Here is an 18,390-nt window from a genome sequence, read left to right on the forward strand (position 1 = left end):
TTTTTGCACAATGCATAGTCAGAACCAATGTTTACGTTTAAAAAAGTACCACATCAAAAAACCGATGCCAATCATCAGAATCCAGACATACAGATACCCATAGTCCCAACCTAGCTCGGGAATGTTTTTGAAATTCATGCCGTAGACGCCAACAATAAAGGTGAGCGGCAGAAAAATCGTGCTGAAAACGGTCAATGTTTTCATAATTTCGTTCATGCGATCGGATTTCATGCTCATCTGAAGCTCAAGCAGCCCAGTCAGCGATTCACGGAAAATATCCAGCGAATCTACGACACGCGAAATATGGTCCATAATATCTAGGAAGTAGACATCATCTTCTTCACGTGTGTAGGGAAAAGAGTGGTGCGCAATAGCCGCCAGAGTTATTCGTTCATCGACAATGACGCGGCGGAGCTGGTGCATGATTCTTTTCAGCTGGAAAATATCCTGTGCGATGCGAATCGCGGGATTATGATAGACGGATTGCTCCATATGGTCCAGGCGATTGTCCAGATGTTCCACGATGACGGTATAGTCGTCAACACAGCGGTCCAGAATGGCATGCAAAATGACGCCGGGATGGCTGATGCGTTCAGGCACTTCTTGGCATGTCAGGTAGAGCTGGTCCATGAAAGGAAGCTTGTCTTTGTAAACGGTAATAACAAAATTAGAGCCGATCACAATCGCAATTTCTTGGGGCTCCAGCCCCTCGGAGACAGCGAAGAAAGTCAGGAAGATGTGATCTTTATACGTATCCATCTTCGGCCGTTGGTTGAGCTTGATGGCATCCTCAACGAGGAGCGGGTGGCACTTGAATACATCGCCAAGGACATGTTTGACTTCATCGGGCGACGGGTTCTCCATTCGCACCCAAACAACTTCGTTTGGGGCTGGAATGCGTACCTCTTCCTCGTGGACGGTTGCCTTTGTAGATTCATATATAAGCATGGATGACAAACCAAACACCTCGGTCAGGTTGAATTGGTTTCAGCATACCATATTTGTCCGGAAGTGATCCAGATTTTGCACTTGTCAATTGAGATTTGATCCTTTATAATAACAATTGTCGTCAAAATGGGCTGCACAAGCTTCATGACTTTCGTGGCCCGTTGGTCAAGTGGTTAAGACACCTCCCTTTCACGGAGGTAACAGGGGTTCGAGTCCCCTACGGGTCAGTTTTTATCCTCTTATGCGGTCGTGGTGGAACGGCAGACACACCATCTTGAGGGGGTGGCGCTCACAAGGCGTGAGGGTTCAAATCCCTCCGACCGCATCCCAGATTTCCAAGAATTTATAAACCAAGGAGCTAAGCGAGCTGTTCTCGCTTAGCTCCTTGGTTTTTTGCATGAGGAGAAAATTGTGGGAAAGGGATAAGGGATAGCCAGGTCTTTCTAAGAGTGTTCCAAGCCGTGTTTATTGGCAATTCGCTCGCTCTGGTTAGGATGGCCCTTACCCTCCGTAATCAAGCTGCGCAAGCTGCCGTTGATATAGGTGCCCCAGGAGTCCGTGCAAACGCTGTAGCATTCGTATGATGGGACTAGACCTACGTGCGTAAAGCGAACTTCTGTTGTACCGTCCTTCTTGGAGATCTCAAAGATAATGTCGGTATCCTTCCACTCGCTCTTGTCCATTACGAAGTTGAAGTAATTGTCCATAACGTGCCAAACAACTTTCTTACCTGGAATAAGTTCGGTGATTGCGATGGTGCAGCGGTGAATGTCCTGGTAGTGGTGCTTAAACTCGCCAAGTTCGTCGGTTCTGCCTTCAACATCCTCCGACCACCAACCTCGGACGTTATTGATAGCGGCGAAGACTTCGTCAGGGCTTTGGTCCACATTAAAGGTAGTGGTGTAGTTTTGATTCATGCAAGCTATCTCCTCTCAATATTTGGTAATAGCATTCTTAGTATAAAGTTATCACTTGCAAATTGCAAGTACAAACAGGGCGAATATGTCAACTTGCAAGATGCAAGTATGGGGAGTATAATCTACTCATGAAAAAACGAGCCCCTACAGTTTGTCCAATCGTATATGCACTCGACATATGGGGCGATCCATGGAGCCTCATCATACTTCGTGATGTCCTTATCCATAACAAGCGGCATTACCGCGAATTTCTTGCTTCACGCGAGGGCATAGCAACCAATATTTTGAGCGCACGCCTCCAATCCTTAACAGATGCAGGCCTTCTTGTCAAAATAGAAGGCGCTTCAAGCCGCGCACAAACGATGTACCGACCAACGCAAAAAGCGCTTGATCTGTTTCCGGTCGTATTTGCCGTGATGCACTGGGGCCTTAAATACAACCCCAATACCGATATGGATATTCCGATAATGCAAGAATTAATATCAAACGAAAAAGGTCTGGAACGGCGCCTTTTGAAGAATTTCGACGATGTTACTTCGTAGATGATGAATAGTCGAAGAGGACAACCTTCACCGGGAGTTAAGCAGGTATAAGCCGCTTAGCTCCTTTTGCATTTGTCCAAATTGCTAGTAGAAGTATTTTGAATAAACACATAATTCCGACTAAAAACACATGTGAATTTATTGTAAGTGTTACTATAATGAAAACTATCATGGGCCCATGATAATAATGTTTATAGAGAGGGGCTACTTCATTTGAAAGCACTTTCGAACAACTCCCGTTTCCTTCGCAAGCGGAGCGCTATCACGATAGTTGGAGCTTTGATGTCTGTTGTTATGCTAGCCGGTTGCGGTAATTCTTCTAATGAAAGCAAGGCAACTTCCACTTCTAATGCATCGGCTTCCGAGCCCATTCATATTCTCCTGTCGCATTCCGAATTTGCCTATGCCAAACAATCCAAAGAAGACGATATCTACAAGAAAGAACTGAACCGATTATCCGGTTTCAATGTGAAGTATGATTTCTTGGGACATAGCGATTATGCCCAGCAGTTGTCTCTTCGTTTTGCATCCGGTGATCTGGCTGACTTGATCCGGACGGACAGTATCGTATCTACCATTCACAGCGGTGCTGTCGATCAAGGTGTTTTTCTCGAACTCGGTCCCCTCATTGATAAATACGCGCCTACGTTAAAAAAGAAAATACCCGCAGAGTTCTGGAAAAGTCCCCGTATTTCCAAGGACGGTAAAATTTACGGCATACCCGTTACCCGTGGGGTACCGGCTGACCGTTCTATCTTCATCCGCCAGGATTGGCTGGATAAGCTTAAAATGGATACTCCTAAGACACTGGATGACTACTTAGCCTTTTTCGAAGCGGTTAAAAAAGAAGACATGAATGGCAATGGCGATCCAAATGATGAATATGGTTTAGGCATGTTCAACAATATTATTTGGACAGATATTTTCACACCTGCATTTGGTGTTCATACGAACAAGTGGAGCCTCAAGAACGGGCAGCTCGTCCCGGATATTATTGACCCTAGAATGAAGGAAGCGATCGCTTTCTACAAGCAGTTATACGATAAAGGCTACATCAATCCCAATTTGTTTGTGAAAAAAGAAGATGAACAGAATGCTTCCATTGCCAAAGGGGAAGTTGGGGTTTGGGGCGCTGCCGTTTATCAATACCTGGCTGGGTACGGCAAGGACAACGCAGCAAAAACGTTCCTTAACCAACCTAACGCTTCTGTTAGCATGATTGCGCCCCCACAAGGCCCACGCGGTGATAAAGGCATGGCGCTGCAATCGGATGAAATTTATTTCGTCTGGGTAATTCCAGCCAAAACCAAAAATCCAGAGAACATCATTAAGTATCTGGAATGGGCCTATAGCAGTCCTGACGCTGACCAATTTTTTGCTTATGGGATCAAAGGACAAAACTTCACAGAAGAAAACGGACAGATTAAATACGATATTAATCAGCCGGTCAATGCAGAGAAAAATGCTTTCCAAATGTATCAGGTTTCACTGAACCCGCGTGAGATCGGTTTCGCTGCTCCACTTGTGCTTAAGGCGCTGCCGGAATCCGATAAGATTACCAAAGGTTATGCCACGTCCAAAGAAAGTCTAATCCCGAATGAAGCTAAATTTATGCCTCGTTTGGAATCGCTCGCAAGCCATCCGGAATTAAATATTGGAGCTGCTCAAGGCACTCTTTTCTTGGACATGTTTGCCAAGGTGCTTACGGGGCGTGAACCGCTTGATTCGGCGTTCGACAACTTCGTGGTTGAGTGGAAAAAGCGAGGCGGCGATGCCGCAATTAAAGAAGCGACAGAATGGTACAACAAATTCAATACTAAATAACGAATAGACCCGGTTAAACGTGGATCGAGATCAGCCCCGACTTGGACCTCCTGTTGCTCGATCCACATCATTTCACAAAGGGGGAGAACGCCCTGTTTGCACAGATCCGATCCAAAGAGTCCTGGGTGCTTATTCTCATGGCAATCCCCGGTTTACTCTACTTTTTTACCTTCAAATACATCCCTCTGGTCGGCAATATCATCGCTTTTCAGAATTACAACCTATTTCAAGGTTTTATGCACAGCAAATGGGTGGGGTTGGATCATTTTCTGACGTTGTTCCGATATGATGATTTCTGGATTATTATGCGCAACTCCTTAAAACTGGGACTTTACTCCATTTTATTTGGTTTTCCGGCGCCTTTAATTCTAGCTATCTTGTTGAACGAATTGCGAGCAATGTGGTTGAAACGTCCACTTCAGACGATGTTGTATTTGCCGCATTTCCTATCATGGGTCATTGTAGGCGGGATCTTTTCCAATCTTCTTGACGCTAAGGGCTGGATGAATCAGCTGCTTCATCACTTTGGCCTCGGACCTTTTGACTTTCTGGGGAACTCGACAACTTTTCTAGGAACGATTATATCTATTAGCATTTGGAAGGAAATTGGATGGGGGACTATCATTTATTTGGCCGCGCTTGCCGGAATCAATCCGAGCTTATATGAGGCTGCCACTGTAGATGGTGCAAGTCGAATTCGGCAAATATGGTCGATTACGCTGCCATCGCTTATGCCGGCAATCATCGTTCTGCTGCTTCTTAGAGTAGGGAATCTATTGGATGCTAATATTGAGCAAATGCTAATGTTCTTAAATCCGCTTGTGCGAGATGTTGGTGAAGTGTTCGATACCTATATTTATAGAGTTGGCTTACTAGATAGCCAGTATAGTTACTCTACCGCAATTGGTGTGTTTAAATCCGTCATTGGGTTGATATTGTTGGCGTTGGTGAATACATTAAGCAAAAAGACAACGGGTGAAAGCGTTTATTAGAACAAACAGGAGGGGATTGACCTGAGAATCGCTCGTTCCTTTCAATGGTTTTCAGTTGTAAATATAACTGTCTTAGTTATAACCAGTTTGAGCATGATCGCGCCATTAATTCACTTATTGGCCGTGTCGCTTAGCCTTCCGGAATATGCGAATGCCAAATTGGTAGGGCTTTGGCCCAAAGGCATGCAGTTTGATGTCTATGAATCTATTTTTGCGTTAGACGAGATTTGGATAGCTATGGGAGTAAGCATTTATATTACTGTCATTGGAACGCTTGTGACGCTGCTCCTATGTTCGCTCTTAGCTTACACGCTTACGAGGCCGATGATGCCGGGGCGGACCATCATTTTGAAACTTATTGTCGTTACGTTCGTGTTTCCTGTACCCTTAATTCCAAGTTATTTGTTGGTCAAGCAGCTTGGCATGATTAATTCGCTATGGTCACTCATTATTCCTGGAGCGATGAGCGCATTTTATGTTCTTATCATTCGGACTTTTTTTAAAGCACTTCCTGGGGAATTGTTTGAAGCAGGCAAAATGGATGGTTGCGGGGAGCTGCGCATTTACACGCGAATCGTATTGCCATTATCTATGCCCGTACTGGCGACCATCACCTTATTTCATACCGTCAGCCAATGGAATTCCTATTTCTCGGCAACGATCTACATTCGCTCGCGAGACTTATATCCGCTTCAAGTTCTGCTGCGTAATCTCATTGTAGACAATGGTGCCAATACCGGAATGAGCGATTTCCAACTGAGTACGCAGTTTACGCCGGAAATGATGAAAGCGGGCATCGTGCTGGTCGCTACCTTGCCGATTCTCATCGTATATCCGCTTCTTCAAAAGCATTTCGTTAAAGGCGCAATGCTAGGCTCAGTCAAAGAATAGATAAGGGTTTCTTGATTCCGTAAAATAAGTTATTTTTATAGTAGACAACCTAGAAGCACAGACGGAAGAAAAAGGGGAATGCAGTATGCGAATCAAGACGATGACGATTAAGTTAAAGCTGGTTCTGCTCTTCTTCGGCTTCTTCTGTTTGCCGTTTTTAATCCTCGGGAAGTTCTGGTACGATCGATCCATGGAAACCATTGAGGATAACGCCATTAATAATAATCAACAGCTTATGCGCCAAATCAATTATAACCTTGACGTCTATTTTTCTGATATCAAGAAGGCGACACTTCCTCTGCTAGCCCATCCACTCGTACAGCAATTTGTCAAAATAGACCCTACTAATCAATATGACTATTATGATTTAAGCTCGCGTATCCGAGCGGATCTCATTCCCAACATGGTCTATAATCGAGATGATATTTATGGACTTTCTATTATTTCACTTAAAGGTCCTTATTATAGCAATATAGCATTCGCAGATCGTGTTGATAGTTATAGAAAAGAATTTGCTGATAACAACAAGGACAATTTTCGGATTTTGGGCATCAGCATGACAGGAGACGGTACGGAGGTTATTACGGTCTTCCGAAGAATCATCGATAATGAAACGTATGTAACCGCAGGTTATCTGATCATTGATTTATCCTTGAATCGAACGACCGACATCATTAACCAAGCCCAATTGGGTAAAACAGGGATTATTTCTATCGTAAACACAGACGACAGGTACCTGTATCATCCTGATCCGCAAAAGTGGCAGCAGCTACTGCCGGCCAAATATAAGAATCATTTCGAAAACATAAGCTCGCCTTACTTTACGAACGGAACAGGAGCAGGCAAGTCAATTGTTGTGTATAACCGCTCAGCCTCAACAGGGTTAACGATTGTGTCGGAAGTTCCGCTGCAGGAACTGATGGAAGATTTGATTTATTTTCGAAATCTAACCCTAGGGTTTGTCTTGCTGCTCATTGTTTTGGCCTTTGTGACGATTCTCAGCTTTTCACTCTCCATCACGCGTGCACTCTCGCACTTAATGAATTTAATGAAAAAAGTGGAGATGGGCGACCTGAGCATTCGCGCTCCGCTGCGCAAGGATGAAATCGGAAGTCTGAACAGAGGTTTTAATCTGATGTTAGAAGATTTGAATCGGCTGATCAAAATGATGCATACTTCCCATCAGAAGGAAAAAGAAATGGCCATTCACCAAAGGGAATCCAAGATTCAGATGCTTCAAGCGAGAATCAATCCCCATTTTCTTTATAATACGCTGGGAGTTATCAATGCCTATGCCATCATCGCTAAAGTAAAACCGATCAGTCAGATGACGGTATGGTTGTCCGATATATTCCGTTACAGCATTGACAATCCTGAGGACACGGTATCACTTGCTGAAGAAATCCAGCATATGTTCAACTATATTCACATTCAGAAAGAACGCTATCAAAGTTTGGAAGTAGACGTCGATTTGGACTTGAATCGTTTGAAAGAAATTCATACACTTCGTCTCACGGTGCAGCCGATTGTTGAGAATGCTTTTATTCATGGCTATGAGGATTATTCGATTAAGCCCACGTATATGGGTCTTCGAGCCAGCTTCGATGATGCCGGGATAAAACTTCTGATTATCGACAAAGGTAGGGGGATGCCGCCGGATCTGGTGGAGACGTATAACCAAGCTTTTGCCTTCATGTCGGAGGAGCAAATGCTGCAAGCAAGCGCTCCATTCGGAGGGATCGGCATGTGGAACGTTCACAGCAGGTTGAGACTTGAGTTTGGTGAACCCTATGGCCTTTCCATTGTGTGCTCAGAAAACACGGGAACTATTGTTGAGATTAGAATGCCTTATCGGAAGGAGCGATCCGTATGATGACCGTCGTCGTTGTCGAAGACGAACCGATAGTAAGGATGGGACTGATTGCTCTGATGGAGTCAGAAGCCGAGGGATTCAAGGTTGTAGGGGAAGCAGAGGATGGGCAGCAGGCCCTGGCTCTGGCAAGACTTCATGTGCCGGACATCATTATTACGGATATTCGAATGCCTGTCATGGATGGCGTAGCCTTAATGTTGGCTCTTAAGCAGGAGGGTATCTCATCTTCGGTCATTGTAGTTTCCGGTTATGGGGAATTTGAATACGCTCAGCAAGCTCTGCGTGCTGGTGCAGCAGATTATTTATTGAAACCGATTAATGAGGATCACTTGCTGCCCACGCTACATGCTTTGCGGGAGAAGATACGGCTAGAGAAAGCACGCATTGTTCATGATAACAAAGAGCAGTTATGGTCATTCAAAACGAGTGCGAAGCAGCTGGCCCGTGATTTATGGGATCTCCGGGAACTGGAGATTGAGAAAGAGCTGAACTCGTTGCAGCATGAATTAACGAATAACCAGATGACTACCCATGATATGGAAAGAAAACTGACGGGTTATATCGCCTTGTTGGAAGATGAATTTCGTTCTGTTTCGGGACAAGAATTGCCGTTTCCGCGAGGTTTGGATAAGATTACCCATCACTTCGACACATTCATTGCACATATTTATGCGGCCATGAAGACGATTCGGGGAACTAGAAACTGGGGGTACGGCAAAGTAATTCAAGCGGGAATTGCCTATGTCGAGAAGTATTATGGCGACCCTGATCTTACACTAACGAAAATTGCCCAGCAGCTGGAAGTCAAACCGGCTAATTTCAGTCATATGTTTAAAACAGAGCTTGGCGTTCCCTTCAGCCAATATCTGATTCGACTGAGAATGGATCAAGCCGCAAAGCAGCTCTCGGATTCGGCTAATAAAGTTTACGAAGTTAGTGCGGCCGTTGGGTTTTCGGATTATGTTCACTTTTCCAAGATGTTCAAACGGCATATGGGCTTTACTCCCACGGAGTATCGTCAAAGTAAGTGGAAATTATAGCAGCTCAACAACTGTTTAAAAGCAAATTCTCCCGCTAATTGCAAGTTAAAACAGGAAGCGGGGCACATAACTGGAAAAACTCCATCTATTTCAGCGCTAGGTACACCAATGATGCAAAAGCGCTGAAAATAACGGGAGTTTTTCCAGTTATATGGATTTAAAGGCAATCAGTTTTCACAACAAAAGTGGTCGGATTTTTGAATAGTCATCCTGGCTATTCGTAGACTATGCTGAAAAGGATATACGATGGAGGCGAATAACATGATGCCTGGAGATCACGTTCCAGATTGGCAAAATCTAAGCATTCTAGAGAGAAATACAGAGCCGCCGCATGCGAATTTGATACCGTATGACGATTGGGAGAGTGCTCTCGCTAATGAGATAGAACGTTCGCCTAATGTGCAGTCACTGAATGGCGAATGGCATTTTAAATACGGGGAATCTGTGGCGGAAGTGCCGGCCGATTTCTATATGGCAAGCTTTGAACCGAACGGCTGGGCGACAATACCGGTTCCTTCCAACTGGCAGTTACACGGATATGGGAGACCCCATTATAGCAGTTGTCCGTATCCTTTCCCGATCAATCCGCCTTATGTGCCTAATCAAAATCCGGTTGGCTGCTACAGAACGCAGTTTCACTTCCAAGAGACAACGAACAATCAACGGGTTCATCTTGTTTTTGAAGGAGTGGATTCCGCTTTTCACGTTTGGATAAACGGCCGCTTCGTCGGCTATAGCCAAGGCAGCCACTTTCACTCCGAGTTTTATGTAAGCCCTTACTTAAACGAGGGGCAAAATGTCATTGCCGTACAAGTTTATCAATGGTGCGACGGCAGTTATCTGGAGAGCCAGGATAAATGGCGGATGAGCGGGATTTTTCGCGACGTTTACTTGTTGTCCTCCCCCCAAGTGTCGGTGAGGGACGTCAGAGTCAGGACTCATTTGGATGAGGGTTATGCCAAAGCGAAATTAGAGGTTCGTGTTGATTTCGCTGATGTAACGGATGCGCCTTTTCTGAAATCGGATTTCTTTCAACTTCGTACGACGCTGTTGGATGCGGATCGTCATATTGTCTGCGATCGGTACCATCATGTGCGGCAGGATGAACCTGTTGCAGAGCTGATTCAAGAGGTGTTTTCTCCCCGTTTGTGGACGGCGGAAACGCCTTATTTATACACGCTATTACTCACGATGTACGACAAGAAACAGCAAATTGTAGAGGTCAAAAGCATTCACGTCGGATTCCGGGACATCAGGATCGAGGAGGGACAACTGCTCGTTAACGGTAACCCGATTATTATAAAGGGCGTTAATCGTAACGAGTTTGACCCTGAGCTGGGCTATGTAACAACGAAGGAATCGATGCTGCGCGATATCACTTTAATGAAGCAGCACAACATCAATTCGGTTCGGTTATCCCACTATCCCAATGACTCACGATGGCTGGAGTTGTGCGACCGCTTTGGTTTATATGTCATCGATGAAACGGATCTGGAGACGCACGGGTTTCACTTTTACGGGAATGAAGGGCATCTGGCTCAGCAGCCTGAGTGGAAAGAAGCGTTCGTCCAGCGGGCGAAACGAATGGTGGAAAGGGATAAAAACCATCCATCCATTATCATGTGGTCGCTTGGCAATGAGTCCGGCTACGGGGCCAATCACGATGCCATGGCCGCATGGATCAGGGAAGCCGATCCGACGCGTCCGATTCATTATGAACGTGCTTATGATGCACCTGTCGTTGATGTCGTCAGTTCGATGTATCCTGCGGTCGAAACCGTCATTCAAGAAGGCTGCAAGGACGATAAGCGCCCTTACCTCATGTGCGAATTCGGGCATGCCATGGGCAATGCCGTGGGGAATTTGCAAGAGTATTGGGAGGCGATCTACACGTACCCACGGCTGCTTGGCGGTCTGATCTGGGAATGGGCGGACCAAGGGATCAAGCAGCAGGCGGAGCGAGGGGGAGCTTGGTATGCGTATGGCGGTGATTTCGGGGAAGAGCCGCACAGCGGCCATTTCTGCCTGGATGGGCTGCTTTTCCCGGATCGGTCGATCAAGGCTTCTCTGTTGGAATACAAGAAAGCCATTGAGCCGGTGAAAATCGAGGTGATGGATGCAGCGCTAGGCAAGCTGAGAGTCTGGAACAGGTATGATTTTGTGCCCTTGTCCCATTTACAGGGATTATGGAGCTTGTGGCAAGATGGCGTCATGGTGGAGAACGGTGAACTTGCGAGGCTGCACACCCCTGCGGGCCAGTCTGAGGACATCCACGTCCCGATTGATGTACACAAGCTGAAAAACAAGGGTGAATATTGGCTTCACATTCATTTTATGCTCCGAGATCCGGTCGTTTGGGCTGAAAAGGGTCATGAGATTGCCTGGGCGGATATTCCGGTGCTAACTGTCGCTGAGGCACCTGAGCCGAAGGATGCCGCTCAAGAGGCAACTCCTTTGACGCTGCATGAAGCTGGCAATGAAATTACGCTTGCAGGCCAAGATTTCTTAATGGTGTTTGATAGACATCAAGGCGCAATGACGGCATGGACGTACAAAGGAGTATCCTTGCTGACGACAGGCCCTAAGCTCCATTTATGGCGTGCTCCGGTTGATAACGATGTTCATCTCGCCAAAGAGTGGGTGAAAGCCGGCTATAATCGACTCGTCACCGATGTGCGCGAGGTTGCAATTGACCGGACGGAAGCGGGAGGCAGCCGGATAACGGTCAAGTCCGTTGTTGGAGCGCGAGGCGGGAAGATCGCTTTTGATTCCCGCATGGTCTATACCATCGCTGCAGACGGTCAAGTGACGTTGTACGTGCAGATTGAACCGAGGGAGGAGCTGCCGCCGCTGCCTAGATTCGGGGTAGAGCTTGTGATGCCGGACAGCTTCAACCAGCTGTCGTGGTTTGGCCGTGGGCCGCACGAATGTTATGCGGATCGTAAGGAGAGCGGCAAGCTGGGCCTATACAGCGGATCGGTACAGGAGCAGTTCGTACCGTATATCAAACCGCAGGAGAATGGCAATAAAGCGGACGTAAGATGGTCGTCCCTTCGGAATCAAGAAGGAGTCGGACTGTTGTTCACAGGCGAGCCAGCCTTCGACACGAGTGTTCATCACTACACGACGGAGGATTTGACAACAACGAAACATGTTCATCACCTCACAAGGGTGGATCAAACCATTGTCAAACTGGATGCCAGACAGAGCGGCCTAGGCAATCATAGCTGCGGCTATGCGCCTACGCTCGACAAGTATTTGATTAAAGCAGAGCCGATGAATTTTACGATTCGGTTGAGACCTGTCTCACCATTAAAAGCACAATAAATGGAGGGTTACCTAATGACGACAAAAGTAGCACATTGTAAAACCGAATATATGCTGAATCCGATTGGCCTTGACGTCCTGAAGCCTCGGCTTTTCTGGCAGCTGCAATCCGATAAGCAAGAGGTCGTGCAGAGCGCTTATCACATCATGGTTGCTTCTTCTCGGGAAAAGTTAGCGAATGATCAAGCGGATGTGTGGGACAGCGGCAAAGTGAGTTCGAACGCATCAACGCATGTCCCGTATGAGGGGCAACCCCTTCAGGCTGAAGGGGAATATTATTGGAAAGTGCGCGTCTGGGACGGAGCTGGCGCGGTCACGGAATGGAGCGAGACGGCGTTCTGGATGATGGGGATATTGTCACGTGGCGATTGGAAGGCGCAATGGATCGGACGCAAATCCGAGCCGGGTGCGCTCATGCAGCCTTCACCATTTTTCAGAAAATCGTTTGAGGTCAAGAAAAAGGTGCGGCGGGCTATTGCTTATGCGACAGCGTTAGGCGTTTATGACTTGTATGTGAACGGTGAGCGAATCGGTGACCGTTTTGCTCCGGGATGGACGGATTACAACATTCGTGTACAGGTTCAGGCCGTCGATATTACAGAGAAGCTGAAGACTGGCGATAATGCGTTTGGCGTTATTTTGGGAGATGGCTGGTATGCGGGAACGGTAGGATTTCTGGGTGATAAAGTTTACGGGGAAAGACCGTTTTTCCTCATGCAGGTGAGCTTGGATTATGAGGATGGGACGAAGGAAAGAGTGATCACGGATCGTTCATGGTCGACGACCCGAGGGCCGATTCAATATTCCGACATGATCAAAGGGGAAGCCTACGATGCAAGAGAGGAATTAACCGGATGGCATGAGCCGGGTTATGAGGATTCAGCCTGGGAAGTGCCGGATGTGCGCTCAGGGTATAACGGACTTCTTGTGGCAGCGATTGAGCCGCCGATCCGCATCACCAAGACGATGAAACCGATCAGTGTGAAGAAGACGGCAGCGGGTACTTATATCTATGATATGGGTCAAAACATGGTCGGTTGGACGGCTGTAACGGTGCAAGGTGAGCGCGGAACGATGATTACATTAAGTCATGCGGAGATACTGAATCCAGATGGCACACTATATGTGGATAACTTGCGAGAGGCCTGCCAGCAGGATCACTATATTCTAAAAGGAGAGGGACTGGAAAGTTACGAGCCCCACTTTACGTTCCACGGTTTCCGCTATGTGGAATTGATCGGCTATCCGGGAGAGCCTGATCTGGATACCCTCACAGGAAAAGTTGTTCATTCCGATACGCCGGTTACCGGGAAGCTGGAGACATCCGATGCGATGGTGAATCAGCTGTATTCGAACATTACATGGGGGCAGCGCGGGAACTTCCTGTCCGTGCCAACGGACTGTCCGCAGCGGGATGAGCGGCTTGGCTGGACAGGAGATGCGCAAATTTTCGCCCGTACAGCGGCTTACAATATGGACGTCTCCCGATTTTTCAGCAAATATGTTTGGGACATGGTGGATTGCCAGCAGCCTTCAGGGGCGTTTACGGATGTCGCTCCGGATGCGGGTTGGATTCGCCATAAAAACTGGAATACGAGGCTGAACTGGTTCGCCCCGGACAACTCCGGTTGGGGAGATGCAGGTGTCATTATCCCATGGACGATCTATTTGATGTACGGCGATGTGCGTATCCTCGAAACGCATTATGAGGCGATGGTCAAATGGGTGCACTACCTGAAAAACACCACCGACGAGCTGGTGCGTCCAGGGTATGCCAATTACGCCGATTGGCTATCCATCGGGGCTGACACGCCGAACGAAGTGCTCGCAACAGCTTATTTCGCTTACAGCACGAAGCTGCTTGCGCAAATTGCCGGCGTATTAGGGAAAAGCGAGGAAGCCGATCAATACCAAGCTTTATTTGGCGATATTGCTGCGGCATTCCGCAAAGCTTTTGTCGCTGAGGAAGGTCGCATTCACGGCGATACGCAGACGGTTTACGTACTGGCGCTGCAGTTTGGGCTGCTAACGGAAGAGCAGCGCGGGCAAGCGCGGGAGCGCCTGGTGGCGGACATACAAGGGCGCGGCGACCGGTTATCAACGGGGTTCCTCGGCGTAGGCTACTTATTGCCGGCGCTGACGGATAATGGCTGCTTGGATGTCGCTTACAAGCTTCTGACGCAAGAAGCGTTCCCGTCTTGGATGTATTCCATCAAACACGGGGCAACTACGATTTGGGAGCGCTGGGATGGATGGACGGAGGAGCAAGGCTTTCAGACGCCATCGATGAATTCCTTCAATCACTATTCCCTTGGCTCTGTCGGCGAATGGATGTTTCGGTATATGGCCGGCATTGAAGCAGATCCAGCGGCTCCAGGTTTTCAGCATGTCATCATACGGCCGAAACCGGGCGGTAACTTGAGTTGGGTGAAGGCAAGTTATGAATCTCTTTACGGAGTAGTAACGGTAGAATGGCGTTTATCTGAGGAAGGGGACTTCCATCTTCAAGTGAATGTGCCTGCGAATACGACAGCAACCATTCATGTCCCAGGGCCATCTGCGGCTGTGCACAAGGTAGGTTCAGGAAGTTATGTGTTTGAAAACGTTTCTATGCTAAACTAAATGCAAGTCAAACAGACCGGAGTCGGATAGAGGGTGAGCGGGTAGCGCAGCCTTCTAAACCGATTCCGGCTGTTTTCGCATAGATAGAAAGGCGGGTCATCAAGATGCGTTGGATGGAAAGCTTAAGGAAGAGATTAGAGACCCTATTTCCTAGAATTCGTACGATGCTGTTATTGAGTTATTTCGTCATTATTCTTTTCTGCATTGCCTTGATTGGAACCGCTTCATTTTATATCTCCTACAATTCCATGGCGGAACGCGTAGAAACCGCCAGCTCGCAAATCGTCCGGCAGATCGAATTTAACATGGATAATGATTTTCATAATAAAAGAAATCTGCTCCTCGCCCCCTACTATACACAGGAATATATTGACAACATTAATGCTTACCCGACGATGGATAGCCAAAATAAATTTCTATTCCGTCAGAAGCTTGGGGATCTGTTTTTAAAAAGCTTTAACATTACGCCGATTCCCGATTTTATCCGTTTTCAGATTTACTACAGCGATGGGGAGCTGCTTAATTCCTCTGATAATACCTCCTTCGGCAGCCCGAGTCAGGTGCTGAACGCCGAATGGTTCAAGCAAACAATAGCCAAAGACGGGCTCGTGAATTTCTTCGCTTCCCCCCCGGTAAGTGGGCAGGAGGAAAGTCCGACAGCCTATTCGACTTCGATGCTTATTCGCGATTTCTCGAATCCGACTGGATTTATTGTGGTGCGCGCCGACTATAATTACGGTTTGTTTAAAGGCATTGGTCAGCGTGCAGACCTGACGAAGAACAGCCGTTTTCTTATTTTAAATGAGATTAATAATCCGATTTACGATTCCGCAGAGGGGCATGCTTCCGATATGGAGGCAGAGGCTTTATCCCAGATTAAAGGGGACGGCGGTAAGTTTTGGACGGGCAGCGGCGATCAGACGATGCTGGTTTCGTACACCCGCTCCCAATACTCCAATTGGAAAACCGTGCTCATCATGCCGAAAGAAGAAATTTTCAGCCCGCTGGATTCCATCAAAACGACAGCTATCTGGACAGCTTTGGTTGCTTTTCTGGTGACTGCGATTCTATCGCTGTTGTTCGGAAGAAGCATAACCAATCCGATTCTGGATCTCTATAAAACCGTTAATCACATTAAACGTGGCGATTTTTCCGTGAGAGTGGATATTAAGCGGAAAGATGAAATCGGCCGAATTGCGATGAATTTCAACGCCATGCAGGATGAATTGCAGAAACAGATCGAGACGAAGTATGTCTATCAAATTAAGCTGCAGCAGGTGGAGCTGGCGATGCTCTATTCGCAGATTAACCCGCACTTCCTGTACAACACGCTAGATAGCATCAAAGCTATGGCTGATTATCACCACGTAGAAGAGATTGGCCAGATGTCGCAATCGTTAGCCGATATGTTCCGTTATAACACGAAAAATACGGATGAAATCGTTACGCTGCAGGAAGAGCTCGTACAGATCGACGCGTATATCAACATTCAAAGTATCCGATTCGATGGCAAGATTGACTATCAATTGGAAATCGAAGATGATCTGTACCATTTTCCAATGTTAAAAATGACTCTGCAGCCACTGGTCGAAAACGCGGTGTTTCACGGAATCGAGCGCAAGAGAGGAAAAGGCACGATTCGCCTCAAGGCTTGGAGGGAAGCGGAATGGGTGTATATCCAAGTCAAAGACGATGGTGTCGGCATCTCAGAGAAACGGCTGGAGCAGATTCTGGCATCGCTGAGACAACCGCTTTATCAGGAAGAATATAAGCTGTCTGCCGCAAGCGGAGGGATTGGCGTCCAGAACGTATACGCCAGGTACACGATTCGTTACGGCGAGCAGTTCCAATTTAATATTGCAAGCAGAAAAGGAATAGGGACGGAAGTGACCTTGAAACTGGTTCATCAACTTGGTTGAGATCAGGATGTAGGAATATTCAACATAGAAAGTCGTTATCGTGCATGGGTCGTAAGTAAGCGGTTGCAATATAATCAAATCTGTAAGGAATATTGAAGGAGGGGTACAGAAAATGAGGAAAATGAAAACGGTAACACTGTCTGCGTCGGTGGCAGCAGTTATGGCATTGACGGCTTGCGGAAGCGCAGGCACAAACACAGGGAGCAGCACACCGGCAGCTGCAACGCCTGCTGCATCAACAGCCGCAGCAACACAGGCTCCAGCGAAGAAAGACCCTGTCACACTGACGTTTGCGATCGCCAATACGGTTGATGCTACACCTTTTAATAAAATATTTAAAGAATTCGAAACGAAAACAGGCAATAAGGTCGAGCTGCAAGCACTGCCTGGCGGTGATTTCGACAACATGATGAAAACACGCTTTTCCACAGGCGACTTCCCGGACCTCTTCCTCATGCAGCCAGGCCCTAAGCAGTACGTTAAGTTGAGAGCCTCTGAAACGCTTCGCGAGTGGTCGGGGGATCAGGCGGTATGGGATCGCATTATTCCGACGATGAAAGATTTTCAGGCGGATGCGAACAAGAAAATTTATGGTGTCCCTTTCGGCGCTACCGGCATGATGGGCATCTACTATAACAAAGATGTATTCAGCAAAGCGGGCATTCAGCCTCCCAAAAATTATGCGGATATGATTGAAGGCGCTAAGAAAATCAAGGCAGCTGGCGTCACGCCTTTCTATGAAGGTGTCAAAGACGGTTGGCCGCCGCAAGTGTTCTACTTCACGGGTTGGGTATCCAATGTGGACCCGGCGATCGGGGATGCAGGGGTTCAAAATTTAGAGAAAAATGCGCTTAAGCTGGCCGATATTCCGGCGCTCAAGGACCTTTTCGCCAAACAAAAGGAATTAAAAGATCTTGGATTGATCCAATCCAATCCGCTGGCTGGCACATTTGACGAACTACAAAATTTGATGGGCGAAGGCAAAGTAGGCATGGCCTTCATGCTTGACGGCATTATTCCGCAATTGGAGAAGAAATTCGGGAAAGAGTTCGTGACGAACAAAATTGGCTTCTTCCCATTCCCCTCCGCTGCGGATGCAGGAACAGCCATGATCACGCCGCCGAACCAATTGATGATTCCGAATAAAGCGAAACATGCCGATGTGGCTGCTGAGCTGGTTAAATTCATGATTTCTCCTGAGATGGTGGATCTGTACTACCAAACGAGCCCAGGTATTCCGATTTTCCAAGGCGCTAAGAGCAGCTTGTATCCTGTACAACAAACGGTGAAAGATCTGATCGATGCGAATAAAGCGAAAATTAACGTGCAAAATCGTCTGACACCAACCTTCGCTGATTTCCAAAAAACGTTGCAAACGTTCTTCATTGACGGAGATGTCGACAAAGCACTGAAAGAATTCTCTGCGAACTATGAGAAAGATGGCAAAGCCAAGCTGCTTGAAGGTTTTAAGTAAGCTGATTTCGTTCCAAGTCTT

At 47.1% G+C, this 18,390-nt stretch carries 12 protein-coding genes and 2 tRNA genes; 12 read left to right on the forward strand and 2 right to left on the reverse strand.

Annotated features, from left to right (window positions below):
- Window positions 1-18: 18 nt before the first annotated feature.
- Complete coding sequence (gene corA, locus RQP52_RS21825; protein ID WP_315953811.1) at window positions 19-948, reverse strand: magnesium/cobalt transporter CorA; 930 nt, start codon at window positions 946-948, stop codon at window positions 19-21.
- Between the two features lie 155 nt (window positions 949-1,103).
- Between corA and RQP52_RS21830 the strand changes: the two genes are divergently transcribed.
- Both RQP52_RS21830 and RQP52_RS21835 read left to right on the forward strand, forming a co-directional pair.
- Window positions 1,104-1,175, forward strand: a tRNA-Glu gene (locus RQP52_RS21830).
- A gap of 16 nt (window positions 1,176-1,191) precedes the next feature.
- Window positions 1,192-1,273 (forward strand) — tRNA-Leu (locus RQP52_RS21835).
- Window positions 1,274-1,391: 118 nt separating this feature from the next.
- Here the strand turns inward: RQP52_RS21835 and RQP52_RS21840 are convergent.
- On the reverse strand, window positions 1,392-1,865 hold the full coding sequence (locus RQP52_RS21840) for an SRPBCC family protein (RefSeq protein ID WP_315953812.1): 474 nt from the start codon (window positions 1,863-1,865) through the stop codon (window positions 1,392-1,394).
- Between the two features lie 128 nt (window positions 1,866-1,993).
- On the opposite strand from RQP52_RS21840, the gene RQP52_RS21845 reads away from it, so the two are divergent.
- The 10 genes from RQP52_RS21845 to RQP52_RS21890 all read left to right on the forward strand — a co-directional run bounded on the left by RQP52_RS21845 (window position 1,994) and on the right by RQP52_RS21890 (window position 18,369).
- Window positions 1,994-2,407 carry a winged helix-turn-helix transcriptional regulator gene (locus tag RQP52_RS21845; protein WP_315953813.1) on the forward strand — a complete coding sequence of 138 codons (414 nt, stop codon included), beginning with the start codon at window positions 1,994-1,996 and terminating at the stop codon, window positions 2,405-2,407.
- A gap of 213 nt (window positions 2,408-2,620) precedes the next feature.
- Window positions 2,621-4,231 carry an extracellular solute-binding protein gene (locus RQP52_RS21850; RefSeq protein WP_315953814.1) on the forward strand — a complete coding sequence of 537 codons (1,611 nt, stop codon included), beginning with the start codon at window positions 2,621-2,623 and terminating at the stop codon, window positions 4,229-4,231.
- 137 nt (window positions 4,232-4,368) lie between these two features.
- On the forward strand, window positions 4,369-5,223 hold the full coding sequence (locus RQP52_RS21855) for an ABC transporter permease (RefSeq protein ID WP_315953815.1): 855 nt from the start codon (window positions 4,369-4,371) through the stop codon (window positions 5,221-5,223).
- A gap of 93 nt (window positions 5,224-5,316) precedes the next feature.
- Entirely contained in the window at window positions 5,317-6,114 is a 798-nt protein-coding gene (locus tag RQP52_RS21860) for a carbohydrate ABC transporter permease (protein ID WP_315953816.1), read from the forward strand.
- 85 nt (window positions 6,115-6,199) lie between these two features.
- Window positions 6,200-7,987, forward strand: coding sequence for a sensor histidine kinase (locus RQP52_RS21865; protein ID WP_315953817.1), 1,788 nt, complete (start codon window positions 6,200-6,202; stop codon window positions 7,985-7,987).
- Entirely contained in the window at window positions 7,984-9,027 is a 1,044-nt protein-coding gene (locus RQP52_RS21870; protein ID WP_315953818.1) for a response regulator transcription factor, read from the forward strand. The genes RQP52_RS21865 and RQP52_RS21870 overlap by 4 nt, the downstream gene beginning before the upstream one ends.
- Before the next feature lie 261 nt (window positions 9,028-9,288).
- A complete protein-coding gene (locus RQP52_RS21875; protein WP_315953819.1) occupies window positions 9,289-12,354 on the forward strand; it encodes a glycoside hydrolase family 2 TIM barrel-domain containing protein in 3,066 nt (1,021 codons plus the stop codon).
- A 15-nt stretch (window positions 12,355-12,369) separates the two neighbouring features.
- Window positions 12,370-14,976, forward strand: coding sequence for a glycoside hydrolase family 78 protein (locus RQP52_RS21880; protein ID WP_315953820.1), 2,607 nt, complete (start codon window positions 12,370-12,372; stop codon window positions 14,974-14,976).
- A gap of 164 nt (window positions 14,977-15,140) precedes the next feature.
- Window positions 15,141-16,895 carry a sensor histidine kinase gene (locus RQP52_RS21885; protein ID WP_315953821.1) on the forward strand — a complete coding sequence of 585 codons (1,755 nt, stop codon included), beginning with the start codon at window positions 15,141-15,143 and terminating at the stop codon, window positions 16,893-16,895.
- A 112-nt stretch (window positions 16,896-17,007) separates the two neighbouring features.
- The gene (locus RQP52_RS21890; RefSeq protein ID WP_315953822.1) at window positions 17,008-18,369 is read left to right on the forward strand and encodes an ABC transporter substrate-binding protein; all 1,362 of its coding nucleotides are present in this window, start codon (window positions 17,008-17,010) and stop codon (window positions 18,367-18,369) included.
- The last annotated feature ends 21 nt before the right edge of the window (window positions 18,370-18,390 follow it).

This window comes from Paenibacillus violae (assembly GCF_032461945.1).
GTDB lineage: Bacteria > Bacillota > Bacilli > Paenibacillales > NBRC-103111 > Paenibacillus_E > Paenibacillus_E violae.

Bases quoted from the DNA above. Each gene is read 5' to 3' on its own strand.
- RQP52_RS21890 (WP_315953822.1), top strand. From the start codon at position 17,008: ATGAGGAAAATGAAAACGGTAACACTGTCTGCGTCGGTGGCAGCAGTT.
- RQP52_RS21880 (WP_315953820.1), top strand. From the start codon at position 12,370: ATGACGACAAAAGTAGCACATTGTAAAACCGAATATATGCTGAATCCG.
- RQP52_RS21860 (WP_315953816.1), top strand. From the start codon at position 5,317: ATGATCGCGCCATTAATTCACTTATTGGCCGTGTCGCTTAGCCTTCCG.
- RQP52_RS21885 (WP_315953821.1), top strand. From the start codon at position 15,141: ATGCTGTTATTGAGTTATTTCGTCATTATTCTTTTCTGCATTGCCTTG.
- RQP52_RS21875 (WP_315953819.1), top strand. From the start codon at position 9,289: ATGATGCCTGGAGATCACGTTCCAGATTGGCAAAATCTAAGCATTCTA.
- RQP52_RS21870 (WP_315953818.1), top strand. From the start codon at position 7,984: ATGATGACCGTCGTCGTTGTCGAAGACGAACCGATAGTAAGGATGGGA.
- corA (WP_315953811.1), bottom strand. From the start codon at position 948: ATGCTTATATATGAATCTACAAAGGCAACCGTCCACGAGGAAGAGGTA.
- RQP52_RS21840 (WP_315953812.1), bottom strand. From the start codon at position 1,865: ATGAATCAAAACTACACCACTACCTTTAATGTGGACCAAAGCCCTGAC.
- RQP52_RS21865 (WP_315953817.1), top strand. From the start codon at position 6,200: ATGCGAATCAAGACGATGACGATTAAGTTAAAGCTGGTTCTGCTCTTC.
- RQP52_RS21845 (WP_315953813.1), top strand. From the start codon at position 1,994: ATGAAAAAACGAGCCCCTACAGTTTGTCCAATCGTATATGCACTCGAC.
- RQP52_RS21855 (WP_315953815.1), top strand. From the start codon at position 4,369: ATGGCAATCCCCGGTTTACTCTACTTTTTTACCTTCAAATACATCCCT.